The sequence below is a fragment of the Saccharothrix syringae genome (assembly GCF_009498035.1).
Classification (GTDB): Bacteria; Actinomycetota; Actinomycetes; order Mycobacteriales; family Pseudonocardiaceae; genus Actinosynnema; species Actinosynnema syringae.
On sequence record NZ_CP034550.1, the window covers coordinates 6,224,987 to 6,243,505 of the forward strand.

The 18,519-nt window shown below is 72.8% G+C and carries 15 protein-coding genes; 8 read left to right on the forward strand and 7 right to left on the reverse strand.

Translation table 11 applies throughout. The features are described 5' to 3' along the window. Positions 1-56: 56 nt before the first annotated feature. From EKG83_RS26530 to EKG83_RS48300, 4 genes are all read right to left on the reverse strand, one after another. The gene (locus EKG83_RS26530) at positions 57-2,225 is read right to left on the reverse strand and encodes an ATP-binding protein (protein ID WP_194282936.1); all 2,169 of its coding nucleotides are present in this window, start codon (positions 2,223-2,225) and stop codon (positions 57-59) included. Positions 2,226-2,311: 86 nt separating this feature from the next. Then, positions 2,312-3,151, reverse strand: a complete 840-nt coding sequence (locus tag EKG83_RS26535) for a hypothetical protein (protein WP_033435936.1) — start codon at positions 3,149-3,151, stop codon at positions 2,312-2,314. A gap of 425 nt (positions 3,152-3,576) precedes the next feature. Beyond that, on the reverse strand, positions 3,577-4,323 hold the full coding sequence (locus EKG83_RS26540) for a hypothetical protein (RefSeq protein ID WP_228122213.1): 747 nt from the start codon (positions 4,321-4,323) through the stop codon (positions 3,577-3,579). Then, positions 4,308-4,685, reverse strand: a complete 378-nt coding sequence (locus EKG83_RS48300) for a helix-turn-helix domain-containing protein (protein ID WP_228122214.1) — start codon at positions 4,683-4,685, stop codon at positions 4,308-4,310. The genes EKG83_RS26540 and EKG83_RS48300 overlap by 16 nt, the downstream gene beginning before the upstream one ends. A 182-nt stretch (positions 4,686-4,867) precedes the next feature. On the opposite strand from EKG83_RS48300, the gene EKG83_RS26545 reads away from it, so the two are divergent. From EKG83_RS26545 to EKG83_RS26570, 6 genes are all read left to right on the forward strand, one after another. Next, positions 4,868-5,707 (forward strand): radical SAM/SPASM domain-containing protein, encoded by an 840-nt coding sequence (locus EKG83_RS26545; protein ID WP_051767078.1) that lies wholly within the window; start codon positions 4,868-4,870, stop codon positions 5,705-5,707. Positions 5,708-5,734: 27 nt separating this feature from the next. Further along, positions 5,735-6,607 carry a phosphotransferase family protein gene (locus tag EKG83_RS26550; protein ID WP_033435938.1) on the forward strand — a complete coding sequence of 291 codons (873 nt, stop codon included), beginning with the start codon at positions 5,735-5,737 and terminating at the stop codon, positions 6,605-6,607. Between the two features lie 309 nt (positions 6,608-6,916). Continuing rightward, positions 6,917-7,312 carry a cyclic nucleotide-binding domain-containing protein gene (locus tag EKG83_RS26555; RefSeq protein WP_051767079.1) on the forward strand — a complete coding sequence of 132 codons (396 nt, stop codon included), beginning with the start codon at positions 6,917-6,919 and terminating at the stop codon, positions 7,310-7,312. Positions 7,313-7,969: 657 nt separating this feature from the next. After that, on the forward strand, positions 7,970-10,207 hold the full coding sequence (locus tag EKG83_RS26560) for an ATP-binding protein (RefSeq protein WP_084717217.1): 2,238 nt from the start codon (positions 7,970-7,972) through the stop codon (positions 10,205-10,207). 145 nt (positions 10,208-10,352) lie between these two features. Further along, positions 10,353-12,161, forward strand: coding sequence for a hypothetical protein (locus tag EKG83_RS26565; protein WP_228122215.1), 1,809 nt, complete (start codon positions 10,353-10,355; stop codon positions 12,159-12,161). Positions 12,162-12,362: 201 nt separating this feature from the next. Further along, positions 12,363-12,851 carry a hypothetical protein gene (locus tag EKG83_RS26570; protein WP_153278427.1) on the forward strand — a complete coding sequence of 163 codons (489 nt, stop codon included), beginning with the start codon at positions 12,363-12,365 and terminating at the stop codon, positions 12,849-12,851. Positions 12,852-12,885: 34 nt separating this feature from the next. On the opposite strand, the gene EKG83_RS26575 is transcribed toward EKG83_RS26570, so the two are convergent. Then, on the reverse strand, positions 12,886-13,449 hold the full coding sequence (locus EKG83_RS26575; RefSeq protein WP_033435941.1) for a hypothetical protein: 564 nt from the start codon (positions 13,447-13,449) through the stop codon (positions 12,886-12,888). 94 nt (positions 13,450-13,543) lie between these two features. On the opposite strand from EKG83_RS26575, the gene EKG83_RS26580 reads away from it, so the two are divergent. Together EKG83_RS26580 and EKG83_RS26585 are read left to right on the forward strand one after the other, a co-directional pair. Continuing rightward, positions 13,544-13,837: a hypothetical protein gene (locus EKG83_RS26580; protein WP_153278428.1), complete on the forward strand. Its 294-nt coding sequence runs from the start codon at positions 13,544-13,546 to the stop codon at positions 13,835-13,837. A 749-nt stretch (positions 13,838-14,586) separates the two neighbouring features. Further along, a complete protein-coding gene (locus EKG83_RS26585; RefSeq protein WP_033435943.1) occupies positions 14,587-15,105 on the forward strand; it encodes a hypothetical protein in 519 nt (172 codons plus the stop codon). Positions 15,106-15,120: 15 nt separating this feature from the next. Here the strand turns inward: EKG83_RS26585 and EKG83_RS26590 are convergent, their stop codons facing one another. Next, on the reverse strand, positions 15,121-17,244 hold the full coding sequence (locus EKG83_RS26590) for an ATP-binding protein (RefSeq protein ID WP_153278429.1): 2,124 nt from the start codon (positions 17,242-17,244) through the stop codon (positions 15,121-15,123). A 122-nt stretch (positions 17,245-17,366) separates the two neighbouring features. Beyond that, positions 17,367-18,224 (reverse strand): hypothetical protein, encoded by an 858-nt coding sequence (locus EKG83_RS26595; RefSeq protein ID WP_051767101.1) that lies wholly within the window; start codon positions 18,222-18,224, stop codon positions 17,367-17,369. Positions 18,225-18,519: the final 295 nt, after the last annotated feature.

An 18,519-nucleotide genomic window follows, 5' to 3' on the forward strand; every position in this document is an offset into this window, starting at 1 on the left:
CAGACCTGTCGGCCACAGCAACACCCGCGCACGCATGCGCGGCGCCCCCGCGGCGGTCAGGTGGTCGCGGGACCCGAACCGGCCGGGCCGTCGAGTTCGTTGAGCTGTTGTTGGACGCGGTCGGCGTCGGTGTGGCGTCCTTGTTCCCGGTACAGCTCCAGTGCCTCCCGCCACACGGTGCGGGCCTGCTCGTGCTGGCCGAGGGCGGCGTGGGGATGGCCCACGCCGTCGAGGGTGTCCGCGACCGTGTAGGCGTTGCCGAGGCCGCGGTTCAGGGTGAGGGCGTGGTGGTAGTGGTCGAGGGCCTGGTGGTGGTCGCCGGTGTGGTGCGCGATGTAGCCCAGGCTGTCCAGGGTGGCCGCCTCGCCTGTGGGGTTGTGGTGGTGTCGGTGCAGGGTGAGGGCGGCCTGGCAGTGCTCGCGGGCGGTGTCGAACCGGTCCAGGCGCGCGGCGTACCAGCCCACCGCGTTGAGCGCGCTGGCTTCCCACACTGGCTGATCGAGGGCGCGGAAGAAGGCGACGGCGTGGTGGGCGTGCTCCAGGGCCTGCCGGTCGTCCCCCCGTCGTCCCCAGGCGTACGCGAGCACCCGGTGGGCGTGGGCCTGTTCGTTGGGGTCGTGGTGGCGCAGGGCCAGGTCGAGGGCCTGCTCCAGGTGGGTGGTGGCCAGTTCGTGCAGGCCCAGCAGGGAGTAGGCGAGGCCGAGGTGCCGGTGGGTGCGGCGGTGGGTGGCGGGGTCGGGCAGGTGGTCGGCGGCGTCCAGTGCGGCCTGCCACGTGGTGACCTCGTCGTGCAGGTGTCCTCGCCGGTGGTGGAAGGTGGTCAGGTTCCAGGCGAGGTGCCAGACGGTGTGGTGGTGGCCGAGGGTGGCGGCGGTGCGTTGGGTGGCCAGCAGGGTGGCGTGCTCGGCGTCCAGCCAGGCCAGTGCTGCGGCGGTGTCGGGCAGCGGGTGCGGGTGCACGCCGGGCGCGGGCGGCTCGGGCCGCACGAGCGTGTCGTGGGGGGCCAGGAAGCGGTCGGCGGCGTGGGCGGTGTGCAGGTGGAAGTCCGCCACCCGGGTCAGGGCCGCTTCCCGCACGTGCTCGGGCAGGGTGGTGTGGGCGGTGTCCGCGGCGTAGGCGCGGACCAGGTCGTGCATCGCATACCGGCCGCCCGGCCGCCGCTCCAGCAGCGACGCCTCCTCCAGCGCCGTCAGCGCCCTACGGGCGGCCGTCTCGGCTAGCTGGGTGAGCGCGGCGACGGCGGACAGGGTGGTGTCGGGACCGGGCGTGATGCCGAGCAAGGCGAACAGGGTGCGCTGCTGTTCGGTGAGGTGGCGCAGCGACCAGGACAGGACGGTGGGCAGGCTGGCCTCGGGGTCGTCGGAGTCCAGGGCGTCCAGGCCGAGGTCGCGCAGGTCGGTGACGTGGTCGTCGAGCAGGTGGGGGTGGGTGCGGATGCGGGCGGCGATCAGGCCGAGGGCGAGCGGGAATCCCCCGCACAGGCCGACCAGCTCGGTGACCGCCGCCTGTGTGTCGATGGTGGCGGGGGTGTCGCCGAGGGCGGTGGTGAGCAGGGTGCGGGCCTCGGTGTCGGTGAGCACGTCGAGGTGGACGGGGCGGGCACCGTGTCGGGCGACGAGGCCGCGCAGCCGGTCGCGGCTGGTGATCAGCACCGTGCAGGTGGCGCCTCCGGGTAGCAGGGGCTGGACCTGTTCGGCGGTGCGGGCGTTGTCGAGCAGGACGAGCAGGCGTTTGCCGGTGGTGTGGGTGCGGTAGAGCCCGACCCGGGCGTCCAGGTCGGGGGGTTGGCGGTCGCGGTCGATGCCGAGGGCGGCCAGGAAGTCGCCCAGCACGTCGACGGGGTGGCGGGGGTCGCCGGGGCTGAAGCCGCGCAGGTCCACCGCGAGGTGGCCGTCGGGGAAGCGGTGCAGGTTGCGGTGGGCCCAGGTCTGGGCCAGCCAGGTCTTGCCGATGCCGCCGGTCCCGCCGATCGCGGAGATCACCGCCGTGCCACCGACTCCCCCGATGTCGTGCCCGACCGGCGAACCGGTGAGGGCGCGGTCGAGCGCGGCGAGCTGGTCGGCGCGGCCGACGAACCCCACCGGCCGCGGGCCGAGCTGCCGCGGAGTGGGCGTGGGCGGCCGGGGCGGCGGGTGCACGTGCAGGCCGCCGGTCACGTTGCCCACCGCGGTGCCACCGGTGCCAGCGGTGACACCGCCGTGCACCTGCTGGCCGGTCGTGCCCATTCCGGAAGGCCAGCTGGTGGGGGTGCTGCCGGTGTCGGGTTGGGCGGGGTCGGGCGCCGACGCGGTATGCCCGCGGTCCGTGTCGGCTACCGGGGGCCCTCCGGTCCGCCCGGCGGTGGTGCGCCGAAGGTGAGGTGATCGCCGGTGGCGGCGCCGATGGTGATGCCCGTTCCGCTGCCGTGCACGCCGCCGGTGATGGCCACGGCACGAGGCCCGGAGACGCCCGTCACCCCCGCGTCGTCGGTGGCGGGCGCGGAAGGGGCCGCTTGGCCGCCCGAGGCGGGGTCGGGCGGCTCGGAATCCGCCGGTTGCCGGTCGAGGACGGCGGGGTCGGGTGGGAAGGGGTGGTCGGGCAGCGCGATCCAGGCCGGCTCCCGGAACTCCTTCGTACTGGCCTGGACCGGCCGGAACGTGGCAGGGTCCAGGGTGGCGCAGTGCCGGACGACCTCGTCGAACACCACCCGGGACACGATCATCGCCAACACGCCGGGCGAGTCGGCCAGGGCCTTCTTCAACGGCGGCGCGTCGACCAGGCGGAACGCGGCGGTCAGCGAGCTGGAGGTGACCCCGTGCTCGTCGAAGGCGACCTCGACCGCGTGCACCGCCAACCGCAGCCGCACCCGCGCCGCGCCGGGGCTGGTGGTGTTGTGCCCGCGCACCGCCCGCGCCAACGCCTCGGGCAGCACCTCCACCAACGGCGCCTTCGGAAACTCCGGCGGGACCAGCACGAACAGGCCGTCGCCCCGGTCCTCGTGGTGACAGGCATCCCACGGCACCCCCGCCGCCGCCAACGCCTGACCGACCACCTCGTACAGGCCCGCGCGGGTGCCCTGTTGGTGGCGCAGCGTCCGGTCGGGGGCGCTGAAGCGTTCCACGTCGACCAGGACCATCGTGCGGTGGACCGCGTGCCGACCCGTACCCGCCATGCCGACCCCCTGAGGGCAGAACCGCGTGGTGCGCCGATGAACCACGGTTCTACCGACACGCGTGGGCGGCGTCCGCGTCATATGACGCACCCGTCGCCCGTTCGGCCGCACGAGACCACCCGACCGGGCGACATCGCCACGACGACCCGCGTCCACCCCGGACCACGGTGCGGCCCCGCCGGCCTGGTGGCCGGGCCACCGCACCGCCGGTGCCCGCGCCCGGTCCGGCTCCGTCGACCGGTCCTTCGACCCCGCGCCGGCGGTCCCGCACGGCGAGGACGTCGTGCTGTGGCTGTGGCCCGAACGGGCACGGCGCCCGCCGGCCCGGACGAACCGTCCTTCCGCACCACAGGCCCCGGGGGTGCCGGGGGTGTTCGGTGCCGGCACCGCGTGTGTGGCCGGCGGCATGATGCTCCGGGCGCGGTTCAGCCGGTCAGGCCGAGCCAGCCCGCCATCTCGGTCAGCTCGGTGTTGGAGCGGTGGTGCCGGCTGACCAGGACCGCGGCGGTGGAGCGGACCATCGGGTGCAGCCGGGTCTGCTGTGGTGCGATGCTCCGCGCGGTGCCCAGCGCGGTCAGGCTTGCCGCGCGGTCGCCGACGAGCAGGTGGGCGCGGGCCAGGTCGATGTAGTGGTGCCCGCGGCGGGTGCGGGGCATCGTCCGAACCGGTGTCCAGGACTCGGCGGCGGTCAGGGCGGCGGGGCCGTCGCCGAGTTCGACGTGCGCGGCCACCTCGTGGCTGGTGCTGTTCGCCGGTCCGAACGTCAGCCCGTGGTGCACCCGGTCGCCGGGCAGGCGTGCGGCCAGCTCGCGCGCGGCACGCAGGTGCCGGTCGGTGGTGTCGGTGTCGTGGGCGCGGGAGGCGAGGGTGACCGCGCGCAGGTGCAGGCTGCCCTGGACGACCAGCGCCGCGACGGCCGGACGTCGCCCGCGCAGTTCGCCGTCCAGCTCGGCGGTGGCCGCCTCGACCAGCCGCAGGCCGTGCTCGTAGTCCCCGGCGGTCTGGAAGCCCTGCACCCGTGCCCACTGCGCGAGCGCACCGGCGAGCGGATCGCCGGTGCGGGCGGCCGCGCGGGCAAGTTTATGTTCGGTGGCCTCGGCCAGATCCGGATAGCCCAGCCGGTGCAGCAGGCTGTGGGTGACGTAGTAGACGCTGGTCAGCAGCCGGTACACCGACGGCCGGGGGCCGCATCACCGCGACGACCTCGGATTCCAGCTCGGCGGGCGGGCGCGGGGCCATCTCGGCGGGCAGGTCGTAGTGGCGCAGCACCGTGCGCAGGGCGTCGACCGCGCGGTGGGCGGGCTGGTCGTGGTGGTGCCCAGTGTAGGGCTGACCGTTGATCGTCTCGACGGTGCTGGACAACGCGCGCGCCGCGGCGGCGATGACGGCGTGGGTGGGGGACGCGTTCCCCACGCTCGACCTTGTCCAGCAAGCTCATGGAGAAGTGCATGCGTTCGGCGAGTTGGTGCTTGGTCAGTCCCTCGGCCACGCGCAGGGACCGGATGACCTCGCCCGGACTAGTCTCCCGCGGCATCGACGACCTCCCGTACCGGCGGCCGTGCAGCCGGGCCGCTTGTGTGTCTTCTGTGTGCGTCTACCGTCCCTGCTCTGCCTAGCGTGGCCCGTGACTGTTCCGCACCACAACCCCGAGCGGCACCGGGCGGGCCCGGACGGCCGACCGGCCGCCGCTCGACACGACTCGGGAGGAGCACCCCCATGACCACGGTCGAAACCACGACGAAGCCGAAGCTGTCGTTCCTGGCCCTGTACCTGACCGACAAGTGCCAGCAGCGGTGCACGCACTGCGCCACCGGCTCCTCACCGGAGGGCACCCACGGCACCATGACCACCGCGGACTGGAAGCGGGTCCTGGACCAGGCCGCCGAACTGTGGGTGCGGCGCGTGCAGTTCATCGGCGGCGAGCCGATGCTCCACCCCGGGCTGGCCGAGCTGGTCGGCCACGCCCTGGGGCACGCGCTGGAGGTGGAGGTCTTCTCCAACCTGGTGTGGGTGCCCGAGGCGCTGTGGCCGATCCTGTCCCAACCCGGGGTGTCGCTGGCGACCAGCTACTACAGCGACCGGCCCGAGCAGCACGCCGGGATCACCGGCGTCGACACCCTCCCGCGGATCCGGGCCACCATCGCCAGGGCCACCGGGCTGGGGATTCCGCTGCGCGCCGGCGTCATCGACCTCGGCGTGGGCCAGCGCTTCGAGCAGGCCACGCGCAACCTCGTCGACCTCGGGGTCCCCTCGATCGGTCACGACCGGGTCCGCGCTCTCGGCCGCGCCGCCCCCTGTACCACCGGCGGGAGCAACGCGGCCGAGCTGTGCGGCCGTTGCGGGGACGGGCAGGCCACGATCGCCCCCGACGGGCAGGTCCGCCCCTGCCTGTTCGTCACGTGGGCCACAGCGGGGAACGTGCGCGAGCGCGGCCTGGGCGAGGTCGTCGCGGCCATGCCCGGGGTGCGCGCCGAGCTGATCGCCCAGGGCATGCCCACTACCCTGGCCGGCAACTGCCAGCCTGATGGGAACTGCTATCCCTACAACGACCGCTAGAACGACCAGCAGACGAGGTGGTGCGCGGTGGACGCGGAGCAGGACCCACGGGTCCAGGACCGGGAGCAGATGCGCGGCCATCTCCGGCGCGCCGCGCACCACTTCGGCGTCACCCTCACCGGGCCACCGGTCGAGGGCGAGAACCTGCGCTCGCTGTCCGCCCCGGTCCGACACACCACCGCTGGCCCGGCGTGGCTGCGGGTCGGCCGCGAGTACCGCAAGTGGATCGACGACGCCGAGACCGGCGACTTCTGGACCGGCATCCCCGACGCCTCCACCGCCTTCCCCGACCTGCCCCTGCCCCGCGTGCTCGACTCCCACCTCTCCGACGACCCGGACGGGCAGCGGCGGGTCCGCGCCGACCTGATGACGCGGCTGCCCGGCCGGGCGCTGTCGGCGGACAAGGCGCTGCGCACCGATCCCGAACTGCCCGACGCCTGGTGGAACGGTCTGCGCGCCGGCATCGACACCCTCCGCGCGACGCCCACGACCCGCTACGCCACCCCGGCCGCGGACCCCGGATGGCGGGTCCGCGAGGTCTTCGGGGACCGGGTGGCCGAGGTGTTCGCGGTGACGGCCCGGGAGACCGCGCACGGCGACCTGCACTACGGCAACCTGCTCGGCCCCGACCTGGGCATCCTGGACTGGGAGCTGTGGGGACAGGCCCCCGCAGGGCACGACGCGGCCACGTTGTTCCTGTTCGCGCTGCTCGTACCGCCCGTCGCCGCGCGTGTCCGCGAGGTCTTCGCCGACATCCTGGACACTCCCGCCGGACATGCCGCCCAGGTGCACGTGGCCTCCCGCATCCTGCTGCCCGCCAAGGCCGAACACCACCCCGACCTCGCCGCGGCGGTCCGGGCACAGCTACAACCGCTGGTGGCCACCGCCGCAGCAGCCTGACCCCGCCGCAGACAGCCGACCGCTCCCACGATGCCGGTGGAGAGTGGAGGCCACCTTCAGGGTGCGCGCGCGGCGATGTCGGTCCGGGATCGAGGGCCGTCGCCGCCTCGGTGTCACCGTCGGCGAACAGCCGGTACCGTTACTCCACGGCTGCGGGCTTCACCTTCGGCCGCAAGGTCCCCAACAGGTCTCACTCCATTGGGGGGCAACGACCGGCAGGCCGGCGCCGCACCGGACCGCACCCGGTGAGGTGTGATGATTTCGTCGTTGAGCCGTCCGCTGGGACACACCCGACCAGGGGGTGGAAGCGTGATCGGTGAACGGCCGCACCGCGGACTGCTGGGCCGCCTGTCGGAGCGCGCGGTGAACGCGCTGCTCGACTCGGGCGGGGAGGCGGCGTACGAGCCGGGGCAGGTGCTGCTGCGCACGGGCGACGACGGCACGCACGTCGTGCTGGTGCTCACCGGCGCGGTCAAGGTCCAGGCCGACGACGAGCTCACCCCAGCGCTGCTGGGCGTGCAGTCCGCCGGCGACCTGGTGGGCGAGATGGCCGTCCTGGACGGCGGACCCCGGTCGGCCACCGTGGTGACCTGTGGCCACGTCACCGCGCGGTTGATCTCCCGCCGCCAACTCCAGGTCCTGCTCCAGGAGCACCTCGAGCTGCTGGTCGCGGTGGCCGTGTCCACCGCCGAGCGGATCCGCTGATCAGGGCTCGGTGGACGCCACCAGCAGACCTGTGTGACCCGGTTGCCCCGCACAGGCGATCGGGATCGGCGGGTGCGCGAGCACCGGCTCGGCGCCGGCCGCCGGAAGGGGGCGAGGTCGAGTGGTCGGACTCGACGCGTCGGGCAACGTCCGGCCCGCTCCGGTCGGCGACGGTCAAGGGGCACCTGGGGTTCAAGTCGTGATCGGGGTGAGGGGCAGGCGTTGCTGCGGGACTTCGACCCGGAAGTGGTCGGCTTGGCCGGTCGGACGCTGCGGCCGGTGTGGCCGGAGAGCACGGCGTCGGGCCGGTGATGGCGTTCGCACGCCCCGAGGTTGCATCGCCCGTCGTGTCGAGGGGAGGCGGTGCCGCTGGCGGGCTCGCGGCTCGACGAGTTGGTTCACCGCAGCGGTCGTGGGCCGGCCTGCCCGTCGCCGGTGTCCGGCGGGCGATCTGCGAGGCGTCCTCGGAGTGTCAGGGGCAACGGCGTCGTTCACCTGTCAGTGGCGCGGCGTCGCAGTGGGTCGATACCGGGTTCGGCGGAGGCGGGCATCGCGGGGCGCGGTCGGGTGAATTTCGCCGTTGCCGCCCTGACGACTGGTGCTGTGGTGCCACGCTGTGCGCCGTCAGCCGACGACACTACCGGGAGGTGGCATCCGGTGAAGACTCCCAAACCGGAACAGCCCTCCGGCCCCGCACAAGTCCGCAACACCATGCCGGGAACTGCGGATGTGGTGTTGCAGGCCGGTGTGGTGCACGGCGACGTGTCGCTGGGCGCCGATCCCCTGCCGCCCTGGTCGGTGGTGCCGCGTCAACTGCCCGCCGGGCCGGGTCTGTTCGCCGGGCGCGCCGAGCAACTGCGCACGCTGGACTGTGCTCTGACCGCCGCCGCGTCGCATGATCCGGGCACGGCCACGCCCGATTCTGATTCCGATGTCGCATCCGCCGCCTCGGCGATGGGTGCGACGGTGCTGGTGTCGGCGATCGGTGGGGCCGGCGGCATCGGCAAGACCTGGCTCGCGCTGGCCTGGGCTCACCTCCGGCTGGAGCGGTTCCCCGACGGGCAACTGTTCGTGGACTTGCACGGCTTCAGCTCCGCAGGCGAGCCGGTGGAACCGGCGGTGGCGGTGCGCGGGTTTCTCGACGCTCTGGGGGTCAACCCCGACCGCATCCCGACCGACCTCGACGCGCAGGCAGCGTTGTACCGCAGCCTGGTCGCCGACAAGCGGATGCTGGTCGTGCTGGACAACGCCGCCACCTCCGAGCAGGTCGTGCCGCTGCTGCCCGGCTCGCCGACCTGCACCGTGCTGGTCACCGGCCGCCACCGGCTGGCCTCCCTGATCGACCGACATGGCGCCCGGCACCTGTCCCTCGGCGTCCTGGACCGCGACGAGGCCCGCGCGCTGCTGACCGCCCGCCTGCCCGACCGCGTGGCCGCCGACTCCGACGCGGTGGACGAACTGGTGAGCCTGTGCGGGGGCCACCCGCTGGCCCTGGCGATCACCGCCCGCACCGCCGACGCCCGACCCGCCGTCCCGTTGGCCGAGGTCGCCGCAGAGCTGCGCGAACTCGGCTTGGAAGTGCTCGACCACGACACCGACGCCGCCGCCAGCCTGCCCACTGTGCTGTCGTGGTCCCTGCGCTATCTCACCGACCAGCACCGCACGTTGTTCGCGTTGCTCGGGATCGCCCCTGGTCCGGACACCACGACGGCCGCCACCGCCGCCCTCGCCGACCTGTCCCTGACCCCAGCGCGCAGGGCGCTGACAGCGTTGGAGGACGCATCGCTGCTGGAACGGCGGGCGGGCGGACGCTACGCGATGCACGACCTGGTCCGCGCCTACGCCGCCACCACCGCCCAGGGTCTGCCCGAGCACGTGCGGAAGGCGGCCCTGGTGCGGGTGGGGGACTTCCACCTGCACACCGCCTTTACCGCTGACCGCCTCCTGGATCCCCACAGCCCGTCGCTGCCGCCCGCCCCGCCCGCACCCGGCGTCCGCCCGCATCCGCTACCCGACCCCGCCTCGGCGATGGTCTGGCTGGAGGCCGAGTACGCCACCCTGCTTGCCACCCAACGCACCGCCGCCACCCTGGGACGCCACCAAGTCGTCCTGCACATGGCCTGGGCACTGAAGACCTTCCACCTCCGGCGGGGACACCTGCGTGACGCGCTCGCGGTGTGGCGGGCCGCGTTGGACGCCGCGGTCCACCTACCCGACCCCACCGCCCTCGGGCGCGCCCACCGGACTCTCGGGCGCGTCTATGCCGCCCTCTTCCTGCACAAGGACGCCATCCGGCACATGGACCGGGCGCTGGATCTGGCCACGCGCCACCACGATCACACTGAGCAGGCACACACCCACCGGGCACTCGCTCACGCCTGGAAGCAGAAAGGTCGCGACCGGCTCGCCCTGGATCACGCCCGGAACGCCCTGGACCTCTACCGCACCCTCGACCAGCCGACGTGGGAAGCCGACGCGCTCAATCTGGTGGGATGGTTCACCGCACGGCTCGGTGACGTCACCGCCGCCCGCGACCACTGCCACACCGCCCTCGCCCTGTTCCGGCACCATCACAGGCCCGAAGGCGAGGCGACAGCCTTGGACAGCCTCGCCTTCATCGCCCACCGCACCGGCGACCACCACCAAGCCCTCGACTACTATCACCAGGCACTCGTCCTGCACCGCCGCCACGCCAACATTCAAGAGGTCGCGAACACCCTCGACGGCACGGGCCATCCCCTCGCCGCCCTCGGCCACCATGACCACGCCCGCGAGGTATGGCGGGAGGCCCTTCAGCTCTATCAGGACCAAGGCCGAGACGAAGAGGCCGCGCGCGTCCAACAGGAACTCGACAACCTCGACCACACCCGCTGCCCCGCAACTGACAGTCGGTGACGCTTTCCTGCTGACACACGGTGACAGTTCTCAAGTCAACGAGCTGACGCCTCGCACGATCCGCGACGCCGCCGTTGCGGTGTTTTCCCCGGCGGTCGCGGCATGGCAGCCGGTAGGCCGCCGGTCCTGCTGATATCAGGGACGGGTGGACCAGGAGCGGATCCCGCCGAGGCTGCCGGTGGACAAGTTGACCGAGCTGGAGCGGACGGTGCTCGACGCCGCCCGCCTCGGCGAGCCGGCAGGGCTGTTGGACCGCCGGGTAGACGTGGAGGAGCTGGCGGTCACCGACGACCCCGGCCTGTGCGTGCGGGCGGAGCTGATCCGGGACCTGCTGCTGGGCCGTCACGGCGAACTCGACCCCCGCGGCGTGCTCATCGCGGGTGTGCGGGTGCTCGGGCTGCTGGACCTGGACCGGGTCACAGCGGTCACCGGGCTGGCCCTGGTGGGCAGCGCGCTGCCCGACGGGTTCACCTGCCGTCACGCCAGCCTGCCCGAACTCGCCCTAGACGAATCCCTGGTGTCGGGGGTGTTCGCGGTCGGCCTGCTCATCGAGGGCGGCCTGTTCCTGCGGGGTGCTGTCGTACGCTCCGACGGCGAAGCGGGTGGGGTACGTCTGTCCGGCGCCCACATCGGCGGGGCGGCCGTGTTCGACGGCGGGGAGTTGGTCAACAGCAGCGGACCCGCTCTCTCCGCCGAGCACCTGCGCACCGAGGGCAGCTTGTTCCTGTGCGCCACTGTCGCGCGCGGCAACGGCGAAGCGGGTGCGGTACGCCTGCACAGCGCCCACATCGGCGGACAGGCCGTGTTCGACGGTGCGGGGTTGGTCAACGACAGCGGACCCGCCCTCAACGCCGAGTACCTGCGCACCGACGGCTCCCTGTCCCTGCGCACCACTGTCGCGCGCGGCAACGGCAAGTGGGGTGCGGTACGCCTGCACAGCGCCCGCATCGGCGGACAGGCCGTGTTCGACGGTGCGGGGTTGGTCAACGACAGCGGACCCGCCCTCAACGCCGAGTACCTGCGCACCGACGGCTCCCTGTCCTTGTGCACCCACGTCGACGACGACGGGCATCGGCGCAACGCCGTCATGCGCGGCAGAGGTGATGCGGGTGCGGTGAGCCTGCACAGTGCCCACATCGGGGGACAGGCCGTGTTCGAGGAGGCGGTGATCGCCGACAGCGGCGATGGGCCGCTGATCGTCCTGGCCGAAGCGCAGGTGGACGGGCTGCTGTTCCTGCCCGCCACGGTGGTGTGTCCGCAGGGGCGGGTGGAGGCCGGGGGCCGGTCCTGCGTGGCCAGCGCCAGCCGGACGGTCGTGGTGCGGGGTCTGGTGTTCCCACGTCTGGGGGGTGTGTCGTGGCGGGAGTGGCTGCACCTGCTGGTCCACCACACCCCGGAGTACCTGCCCCAGCCGTACCAGCAGTTGGCCGCCGTGGAGCGGGCCGCCGGGCACGAGGGCAACGCCCGCCAGGTGCTCATCGTCCAGCAGGAGGACCTGCGGCGCCGCGCGCCCGAGGCGCTGGGCGGCCGACTCGCGCGCCTGCGGTACCGGCTGTGGGGGTGGCTGGGCCGCTACGGCTACCGCGCGCACCGTCTGGTGCTCGCCCTCGCCGCGGTCCTGGCCCTGGCCGGCGGCACCGGCTACACCGCCGGCCAGATCACCACCGGCCCCGGCACCGACCATCACACCGCCGAACGCGTCCGGCCCCCGCTGCCCGCCGACACCACGATCCCGGCCGGGACACCGTGTTCCACCGTCGAGTTGATCGGCCTGGGCATCGACCGCGGCCTGCCGCTGGGGGTCACCGGGGTGCGCGCCCGCTGCGACCTCGACACCTCCACCACCGCCGGTCAGGTGTTCACCATCGTGCTGTGGGTGTTGCAGGCACTGCTGTGGGCGCTGGCCACCCTCACCGTCGCCGCCTACACCAGCCTGATCCGCAAACCCGCCTGAACCGACGCCACATCCGGGATCCCCGCCCGCCCGGCGGTACCGCCGGGCCGACCCGTGCCGGCCGGTGCAAGGCTCGGGTGCCGTTGCGAATGCGCCGTTCGGGTGATCCGGGGAGGTACCGCCGACGCCCTCCAGGAAATTTGTCATACTGATATGACAAATTTTCTGGAGGGTGCTGTAACCTCTTCTCCGACCCTGGTCGTGCCGGATCTGGATGCCCTGTCCGGCCGGGAAAAGCCCACGCTGACGCAGACCCGGGCGTACTGGGCGTTCGTGCGCGACCTGGACGGCCTGCTGCCCCACGGGTCGCTGCGCGTCTTCGTCGACCCCCACGAGGCGTCCTGCTCCCACCCAAGCTCGCCCGACTCATCGAGCAGCAGATCAGCCAACCCGACCACTTGGCGGTGCTCGACCCCGTCCTCGAACCCAGGATCCGCTACCTGCTTGCCGGGACGGCGCCCCGGCAAGCCGCGCTCCGTCGCCGGACTCAACCGTCTGCTCAACCAGCACGGCTTCCCGGTCACCAGCGCCCGCAACACGGCGATGATCGAAGCGGTCGCCGAACTGCCGCCCACCATCATCAGCGACCTGTTCGGCGTCCACTCCAAGACCGCCCATGCTTGGGCCAACTACGCCCAGGACAGCTGGGCCGACTACCTCGCCGCCCGCGCGACGCCACCTCACCACTGAAGCACTGCGCTGCCGAAAGCCGCGTGTCCTGCGACTACGAACCGGTCAACCACGCCAGAGCCGGCTGGGAGATCCAGTTCACCACCAAGCCCAGAACGAAGGCAGCCACCAGCGATCCTCCGAACTGCATCCACGTCAAGCGGGACTGCCGCGCGAACTGCCGCCCGACCAGGCCCTCGATTGCCTTCGCCTGCTCGGCGTTCAACGACGCCAACTGCTTATACCGTTCCGCATCCGCCTGATGCTGCTCCAATAACCGGATCCGGGCAGCCAGCTCGTCGCCGAGCTCGTCAAGCAGCTGCGCGGCCGCAGACAGGTGATCCCGAGCTTGATCGGCACGGTCCGAGATTCCCCGCTCTTCAGCCCCTGGCACCGTCAAGGCGGAACGCGAGATCAACCTCGCCAGGGTGATAGCGAGGAACGCGACCAACGTCCCCGCCACCGCCCAGGCACTACTGGACAAGGCAGGCACATCGCCTACGTTCCTTGTCACGGCGTTGACCACCACCGACACCGCCACCGAAACCACGACCACGGTGATCGACGCCGTTATGACCCGCACGGTCCTGCCACGCTGAAGGCGCTTCTCGTCAGCCATGACGCAACAGCATGACGGCGTCGCAAGCCGAGCAATCATCAAGGTGTCCCCCTGCTGGGGCTGTGGCATTGCGCAGGTTCCAAACACTGCCCGGTTGCCAGTCGTGCTGGAGATCAGCCGCCGCGACCAAGGTGGCTGGCCCTACCGCCACGGTGAGGTCGTCCGCGTCACCTGGACCACCGGCCACGACCCCGCCTGGGACGCCGCCGAGGTCCCCTGCGGCCGCGACCTCGGCGACGGCCGCGTCTCCGGCCTGTCCTACATCCTGCACGCCGGGCGCCACCGCGAGGACAATCCGGACTGGGAGGGCCACGACGGCAAGCCCGAACATCTCGTCCGCTACGTCGCCGTGGTGCGCCCCGCCACCCCCGACGAAGCCGCCGGGTAGGCCGACGGCCGCGCCGCCGAGGCGGGGCGTCGACTACCGTCACGCCGGACGGCGCGCCCTGCGGCACGCGTGCCGGGCCGTCGACCGGCGGGCGCATCCCGAGGCAGCCCGACCGGCTCCGGTCACCGACGACGAAGGAGAGGGCGGCGGGGTGAGCCTGACCGGGCAGCTCTACAAGGGCAGGCTGAGCCGGTGGTGCGAGAAGATGTTCGTCGGCACCGACACTGTGGTCAAGCAGGTCCGCTCGTCCGTAGCCGGGATCGCGTCGGTGACGCCCGCGGGCCGGGTCGACGACGTGCACTGGGCCGACGTCGGGGGCGCGTTCGGGCAGCGACTGGCCGACCTGGTCGACCCGGCCCCGCCCTACGGCGCGATGCTCGGCATGATCCACACCTGGTGGATGACCTGGTCGCAGGCCCACGCCCAGGCCGCCGCCTACCCCAGCCACGCCGAACTGCCCGCCCCGCAGCGGCGGCGGGCGCTGTCGCTGCGCCGCACCCCAGACGGATGGATGGATCTCGGGGCCACCACCGACTGCGGGCCGGTCGACCGCGAGGCCGAGGCGGTGATGGTGGAACTGCTGGAACGCACCCGCACCTACCAGGTTGAGCACGCACCGCACGGCCGGTGGGGCACCTCGCCCGGCGTCGAGGCCGGGTTGGCCCGGTCGGCATGGGTGCTGGCCGCGTGCGAGGGCATTCACCGCTCCGGGAAGATCGACCCGCGGCTCACCTCCGTGCTGGCAGGCGGTGGCGGTGTCCGGGAACTGCGCGCCCTGGCCGACGAGTCGGTGGTGGCCGAACTGGTCGCCCTGGCCTCCCCGCGCCCGCGAGCAAGGGCTGGTCGAGAAGCTGCGCGGCACCGCCGACACCCTCGGCCACCGCGACGTGCACACGCCGCTGGGAGTGGCCGCGCCGGTGCTGGTCCCCGACTGGGCGGACGGGGACCTGCTGGTCGGCCCGGCCGAGGCGACCATGCTGGTCGACGTCAAGACCGTCGTCACCCTCGCCGACCCGCGTCGGGTGGCCGGATGGTGTTGGCAGATCCTGGCCTACACCTGGTTGGACAGCCTGGATCTGCACCGGATCAGGTCGGTGGGTCTCTACCTCGCCCGCCACGGCGTCCTGGTCGCCTGGAGCGCCCGCACACTGGCCGGCGCGCTGCTGGGCGACAACAACCCCGGCCGCGTCGACCAAGCCCGCCGCGAGTTTGTCGAGGTCGCCACCCAGGTCATCCGCGGTAAGGGTGGTGTGTTACCGATTGCGTAGAAGCGGGATCGACCTTCAGGTGTCGTCAAGGTCGTCGAGTTGGCGTTGGACGCGTTGGGCGTCGGCGGTACGGCCTTGGTCCCGGTACAGCTTCAGCGCCTCCCGCCACACCGCGCGGGCCCGCTCGTGCTGACCGAGAGCGACGTAGGAGTGGCCTGCGTGGTCAAAAACTTCTGCGGCCAGATAGGTGTAGGCGAGGGTGCGGAATATGATCATAGCCTCCTCATAGTGGTCGACGGCTTGCTGGTGATCACCGACGTGGTGAGCGATGTAGCCGAGGCTGTCTAGGGTTTGCGCCTCTCCAGCCGGGTTGTGATGGTGTCGGTGCAGAGTAAGGGCGGCGTGACAATGGATGCGGGCGGAGTCGTACTCGCCTAGGCGCGCGGCGTACCAGCCCACTGCGTTGAGCGCGTGGGCTTCCCGCGCTGGTTGGTCGAGGCTGCGGTGGAGGTCGAGGGCGTGCCGAGCGTGGTTTAGGGCCCGTCGGTCATCTCCCGTCCTTTCCCAGGCAAGCGCGAGTTGATGGTGGGCGTGTGCCTGTTCAGTGGAGTCGTGGTGCTGTACGGCGAGGTTGAGTGCCTGCTCCAGGTGTTCGGTGGCCTGCTCGTGCAGGCCCAGTCGGGAGCAAGCACGGCCGAAAAGCCGGTGGCCGCGGATGAGAGTGGTGGGGTCGGATAGGTGTTCGGCAGCATCCAACGCGGCCTGCCACATGGCGAACTGGTCGTGCCGGTGCCCCCGCCGGCGGAGGAAGGTGTCCAGGTTCCAGGCGAAGTTCCAGACGACGTGATGGCGGCCGAGGGTGACAGCGGCGCGTTGGGCAGCCAGCAGGGTGGCATGTTCGGCGTCCAGCCACGCGAGTGCGGTCACGGCGTCGGGCAGTGGGTGCGGGCGGACGTCGGGCGCGGGCGGGTCAGGTGGCAGGAGCGGGCGGTGGGGGTCCAGGAGGCGGTCGGCAGTGTGGGTGGTGTGCAGGTGGAAGTCCACCACCCGAGTCAAGGCGGCCTCGCACATGTGGTCGGGCAGGTGGTGGGCGGTGGTGGCGGCGTAGGCGCGGACCAGGTCGTGCATCGCGTACCGGCCGCCGGGCCGCCGCTCCAGTAGCGATGCCTCTTCTAGCACCGCCAGCGCCCTGCGGGCATCCGTCTCGGACAGGCCGGTGAGGGCGACCACGGCGGGCAGGGTGGTGTCGGGTCCGGGCGCGATGCCGAGCAGGGCGAACAGGGTGCGCTGCTGTTCGGTGAGGTGGCGCAGCGACCAGGACAGGACGGTGGGCAGGCTGGCTTCGGGGTCGTCGGAGTCCAGGGCGTCCAGGCCGAGCTCGCGCAGGTCGGCGACCAGGTCGTCGAGCAGGTCGGGGTGGGTGCGGATGCGGGCGGCGATCAGGCCGAGGGCGAGCGGGAATCCCCCGCACAGGCTGATCAGTTCGGTGACCGCCGCGTGCGTGTCCGGGGTGGTGGGGGTGTCGCCGAGGGCGGTGGTGAGCAGGGCACGGGCCTCGGTGTCGGTGAGCACGTCGAGGTGGACGGGGCGGGCACCGTGTCGGGCGACGAGGCCGCGCAGCCGCTTGCGGCTGGTGATCAGCACCGTGCAGGTGGCGCCTCCGGGTAGCAGGGGCTGGACCTGTTCGGCGGTGGCGGCGTTGTCGAGCAGGACGAGCAGGCGCCGGCCGGTGGTGTGGGTGCGGTAGAGCCCGACCCGGGCGTCCAGGTCGGGGGGTTGGCGGTCGCGGTCGACGCCGAGGGCGGCCAGGAAGTCGCCCAGCACGTCGACGGGGTGGCGGGGATCGCCGGGGCTGAAGCCGCGCAGGTCCACCGCGAGGTGGCCGTCGGGGAAGCGGTGCAGGTTGCGGTGGGCCCAGGTCTGGGCCAGCCAGGTCTTGCCGATGCCGCCGGTCCCGCCGATCGCGGAGATCACCGCCGTGCCACCGACTCCCCCGATGTCGTGCCCGACCGGCGAACCGGTGAGGGCGCGGTCGAGCGCGGCGAGCTGGTCGGCGCGGCCGACGAACCCCGCCGGTGGCGGGCCGAGCTGCCGCGGGGCGGGCGTGGGCGGCCGGGGCGGCGGCGGGTGCACGTGCAGGCCGCCGGTCAGGTTGCCCACCGCGGTGCCGCCGGTGTCCGCGGTGACACCACCGTGCACCTGCTGAGCGGCCGCGCCCGTTGCGGTGGACGGGCCGGTAACAGCGCCGTCGGTGGTAGTGCTGTCGGTGGTGGGGGCGGGGTCGGGCGCCGACGGGGTGTGCCCGGTGTCGTCCTCGTCGGCTACCGGGGGTCCTGCGGCGGCGGCCCCGCGGACGGGCCCGGTGGGGGTGATGAGTGGCCGATGGTGACGTGGTCGCCGGTGGCCGCGCCGATGGTGATGCCCGCCCCGGCGCCGTGCACGCCGCCGGCGATGTGCACCCCGCGTGTCCCGGTACCGCCGTCGGACGCCCGATCGCGGTCGGTGCCGGTCGCCGGGCGGACGTCCGGCGGGGTGGTCGGTGTCGTGGGGTCGAGCGGATGCCCGGGCAGGCCGGGGGCGGCGGGCGGGTGAGGTTGGTCGGGCAGGGCGATCCACGCCGTGTCGTGGAACTGTTTGACCTCGACCTCGACCCGGCGGAACAGGCCGGGGTCCAGGGTGGCGCAGTGCCGCACGACGTCCCGGTGGATCAGGTCGGAGACGATCATTGCAACCACGCCCGGCGAGTTCTTCAGCGCGGTTTTGAGGGCGGGGGCGTCGAGCAGCCGGAACGCGTCGGTCAGCGCGGTGGAGGTCACGCCGTGCCCGTCGAAGGCGACCTCCCCGGCGTGCACCGCCAACCGCAACCGCACCCGCGCCGCGCCGGGGCTGGTGGTGTTGTGCCCGCGCACCGCCCGCACCAACGCCTCGGGCAACACCTCCACCAACGGCGCCTTCGGAAACTCCGGCGGAACCAGCACGACCACGCTGTCACCGCGGTCCTCGTGATAGCAGGCGTCCCACGGCACCCCCGCCGCCGCCAACGCCTGACCGACCACCTCGTACAGGCCCGCGCGGGTGCCCTGTTGGTGGCGCAGCGTCCGGTCGAGGACGCCGAAGCCCTCCACGTCGACCAGGACCATCGTCCGGTGGACCGCGTCGTGCCGACCCGTACCCGCCATACCGACCCCCAAGGGCAGAACCGCGTGGTGCGCCGATGAACCACGGTTCTACCGACCCGCCTTGGCGGCGTCCGCGTCATACGACGCACCCGTCGCCCATCCGGCCGCACGAGACCACCCGACCGGGCGACACCACCACGACGACCCGCGCCCCCGGACCACGACGCGGCCCCGCCAGCCTGGTGGCAGGCCGCCGCACCGCCGGTGCCCACACCCGGTCCGGCTCCGCCAACCGGTCCTTCGACCCCGCACCGACGGGGGTTCGTCCGGCCCACCCCGCCCCCGACGCGGCAGG